This is a genomic window from Psychrobacter sp. APC 3279 (genome assembly GCF_030407795.1).
Classification (GTDB): domain Bacteria; phylum Pseudomonadota; class Gammaproteobacteria; order Pseudomonadales; family Moraxellaceae; genus Psychrobacter.
This window is the reverse complement of sequence record NZ_JASDCR010000036.1, coordinates 1-3,576: the sequence shown is the minus strand read 5'-3', so window position 1 is coordinate 3,576 and position 3,576 is coordinate 1. Positions and strand designations below refer to the sequence as shown.

Sequence of the window (3,576 nt, the reverse complement as noted above, 5' to 3'; positions counted from 1 at the left end):
CCACGCTTTAACCATTTTCGCCGCGCAGTTTGCATTGTGGTAAATGAGTTCTTCAAATGATTGAAGCGTTCTTTCAAATCATCGCCATTCTTGACAGTCAGAGTCATAAACACTGGTTTTAACTTTGGATTGTCTTTAAGAATAACTAGCATCTTTTCATGATAAGCATTAGCTTGCTTGCTTGCTCTAATTGCTGAACAAAAAGGGCATAGCATATGTTTTTTGCATGTTTTAAGACTGGCTAACTTATACTTGTCTAGTGTGTAATAATGCTTAAACAATAGATAATTGGCACACCCAGAAAGGGTACGAGCGAAATGACCAAAGCGGGCAGCCATCAAATCGCCCATAGGAGTTTCGAGAGCTAAACATTCGTCATTCTGTGTGTACAACCAATTCGACATATCCTTTGATTGCTGGCGCAAATGTCCAAATCGTGTTATTCTAGCCCTGTGTTTAGCGTTGCTATCCACAGCTATATCCTGACCCTGTTCTGATGCCTGCTCCGCCAAAAGCACATCATTACGGGGTTTTTTATTGTCCTTCATTTAGTCAATCCTTAAAAAGTGGGTACACTTTAATTCCATAGTATCAAGTGAAAGAAAAACCGCCCTTCCTGACGGCTATATCGCGCCCTCGTATATTCGTTATTGTGGTACTCGGCGTTGTCGTACCTCCGCCTACTCGAACCACAATAACGAATAATACTTTGGCACGGCTAACGCTCCCAAGGCATGCCAAGTTGATCTAGCACACCTTTGAATATTACATTTTTGCCTTCACACTGTTGTATCGTTGACAGCATTTCGGTCTGCTCTGAAACCTCGGTAAGAATACCGAGTTTCCGTCTAGCATCAGCTATGGTTAACTCATTAGCGCAGATAGCATCACAAATCAATGGCTCAATAGCGTATAGTTCCATATCGTTGATCTGTATTTCATATATTTCACCGTAGGGTGAAACTTCTTTTTCGTCGCTCACATCAATTCCCCTGTACGCTTAGGTTTTGAGCCCTTTTTGATAAAATAGATAACTGTGCCCTTGCTTGGAGCGTAGACCCCAATATCAACAGTTATTTGCTGACCCTTAAACCCTGTCCAATCGTCTAAGTTTTCAACCTTCAAATCTACCAAATCATGTTTGATATCTCCGTTAGGTAAATCAAACTCTCCCAAGAGCTGCACTTTATGCCGTGCATCAAACTCTTTACCGTCTTTGTCTTTTCCACCATCTTGCGTAAAAGTGTTAACGACTTGTCCTGTCATCTGTAGCATTATTTGGCATCCTTTAATTCATAATCAGCAACCCATTCTTGCCAAGCTGAACTGACAGCATCTGATAGTTTTTGCGAAGATGAGTCATCAGCGTTTTGTTGAATAACACCGTAGGCGACTTCTACTAAGTCATTAACAACAGAGTTTATGCTGTTACCAGACAAATCGGACAATGCTTTAACTCTTGGGTAATTAGTAGAGGAAAAACGGATACTCTGTGCCTTTTCCATACCGTGATAGTCTGATTTATACTTGCCATTAATACCACCTATGAGCATCAATAGACGCTGCTCAGAGTGACTACGATCATCAAACTCTATAGGCTCTTGCTTATGGTCGAATTTAGATACTTTCATTTAATGAACCCTCTTGTTTCATATTTTGGTTTTCTATGGTTTATTTTCTGAACCTTACAATAGTATAACTTTGTAGCAGCGTTTGCAATGGTCTATTGACAGTTAATGATTTACCTAATGCCTAACGCTTGCCCACAGCAAAAAGACGCTGTGCGCGCTAACGGCTAATAATTGATGGGTCTCTAACGTTTCTTATCGAAAAGACTGTAACTGAAGGGCAAAGGGACTTCTGCTAGTAGGTAGTAATAGGCTCCAGCATGAGCCTTTAAAGAAATTGCAGGGAAGGGTTTTTTTGGGGTTAAGGGGTTCGCCCCTTACAAGTAGCCGTGAGTTTGTACCCACGGCATATGCTTGCTTAATTTAATAGATCTACAGCATTAACGTACTGTGCGTAATCTAAATGTGCATAGCGCATTGTAGACTCAATATCACCATGACCGAGTAAGTCTTTTATCGTGTAAATACCTACGCCTTTCTGCACAAGCCAGCTAGCGTAAGTATGTCGCAAGTCGTACATGGTACAGTCTACATTAGCTCTCTTTTTACAAAGTGCGAAACCTTTGGTAAAACTTTTATACCTCTGATTAGTCGATGGATTAGTGAATACATGCCTTCCTTGAGCTTGTTTCTTTCTATCAATAAATAGCCTAAGTGCTGTCTCATTTAAATATTTGTACATTGTGCGCTTAGTCTTACTATAGTGATTTCTAACAATGAACTGCTTTTTGTCCAAGTGTACGTTTGCCCATTCTAGGGTTAGTAACTCAATAGGTCTGCATCCAGTCATGGTCAACAACACTATGAAGTCATGTAGATCATTGTTATTCGTCTCTAAAGCAGATAATAGCAAACGTTCATATTGTGAACGGTCTAGGTAATTAGGAATGTAATCTGTTTCTACAAACTTTACACACTCAAAGACGTTATTTATCTTCAACTCACAATCGTCATTAACACGATTTATTGCAGCCCTCGCAAAACTTACTTCTCTGTTTATGGTCGCATTGGAGACAGTACCACGCCTTAGTTTTGCATATTCCTTAACATGTCTTTTGCGTAATTCTTTCAGGTCATATCCATCAAAAAACATTAAACTGTCAGCACGATATTTATATTTATTCTTTGTTAAGTGATATTCCTGATAATACTCAATTACTTCTGATAATTTATTAAACATGATCCGCCTCCAGTACCTTTGTCACCTCTCCTGTTTCAGGGTTGGTAATAACAATATAGGAAGGTAGTGTTTCACCAGTTTGATTATATTCACTAAGGGCATCGGGTAGGTTATCTATAGAAACTTCACCGAGTGGGCAATCCTTGATGAACTCAACAGAGTAACCAGCGTTTTTGAGGAAATGGTAAAGAATAAGCATAAAGGGAGCATTGTCGGTAATATCATCATCGGTCATGGTCTTAGGGACTTCCACACCTCTAAACAAACCTATTGAGCCTTGCAGCCGTGTTAAACGTCCTGTAGGAGATAATGTCTCATGAGCAATCCATATCTGATGGTGAGTGAGTTCAGTAAATTTCATAGCGTACTTAAATACTTCCATAAAACCATCACTATAATTTAGCTGCTCATCATTCCCCTTAATTGAGTCTGTTTCTACTTTAGATGGTTTAATACGCCTAACGTCTACAACATGACTATCACCAGTTATAGCTAGCCATTCAGAGGACAGTTTGTCACGGTCTATCCAATCATCAACGAGTAGCACCATATGCAGATGTGGATGCCAACCTTTACCCTTGTTTGTTATTTCATAAGCGAAGACTATACCGTGAGCTTTGCACAATTCGTTATGACCGTTACCACGCTTTAACCATTTTCGCCGCGCAGTTTGCATTGTGGTAAATGAGTTCTTCAAATGATTGAAGCGTTCTTTCAAATCATCGCCATTCTTGACAGTCAGAGTCATAAACACTGGTTTTAACTTTG

5 protein-coding genes and 1 pseudogene are annotated in these 3,576 nt (G+C 39.7%); all 6 read right to left on the bottom strand.

Annotation, left to right across the window (positions count from 1 at the left end; all coding sequences use genetic code 11):
- Positions 1–548 (bottom strand): protein rep (locus QL898_RS13665; protein WP_290177179.1); only part of this gene is annotated, 548 nt, incomplete at its 3' end.
- 170 nt (positions 549–718) lie between these two features.
- Positions 719–982, bottom strand: a complete 264-nt coding sequence (locus tag QL898_RS13660; RefSeq protein WP_290177178.1) for a hypothetical protein — start codon at positions 980–982, stop codon at positions 719–721.
- Positions 979–1,275 (bottom strand): hypothetical protein, encoded by a 297-nt coding sequence (locus QL898_RS13655; RefSeq protein ID WP_290177177.1) that lies wholly within the window; start codon positions 1,273–1,275, stop codon positions 979–981. Before QL898_RS13655 ends, QL898_RS13660 begins: the two co-directional genes overlap by 4 nt.
- Positions 1,275–1,631, bottom strand: coding sequence for a hypothetical protein (locus QL898_RS13650; protein WP_290177176.1), 357 nt, complete (start codon positions 1,629–1,631; stop codon positions 1,275–1,277). Before QL898_RS13650 ends, QL898_RS13655 begins: the two co-directional genes overlap by 1 nt.
- 355 nt (positions 1,632–1,986) lie before the next feature.
- Positions 1,987–2,808, bottom strand: a complete 822-nt coding sequence (locus tag QL898_RS13645) for a site-specific integrase (protein WP_290177175.1) — start codon at positions 2,806–2,808, stop codon at positions 1,987–1,989.
- Positions 2,801–3,576: pseudogene (locus tag QL898_RS13640) on the bottom strand (hypothetical protein); the annotation flags it as partial. The gene QL898_RS13645 and the pseudogene QL898_RS13640, both read right to left, overlap by 8 nt.

Excerpts from the sequence above, each read along its gene's own strand:
- QL898_RS13655 (WP_290177177.1), bottom strand. The coding sequence starts at position 1,275 with ATGCTACAGATGACAGGACAAGTCGTTAACACTTTTACGCAAGATGGT.
- QL898_RS13650 (WP_290177176.1), bottom strand. The coding sequence starts at position 1,631 with ATGAAAGTATCTAAATTCGACCATAAGCAAGAGCCTATAGAGTTTGAT.
- QL898_RS13645 (WP_290177175.1), bottom strand. The coding sequence starts at position 2,808 with ATGTTTAATAAATTATCAGAAGTAATTGAGTATTATCAGGAATATCAC.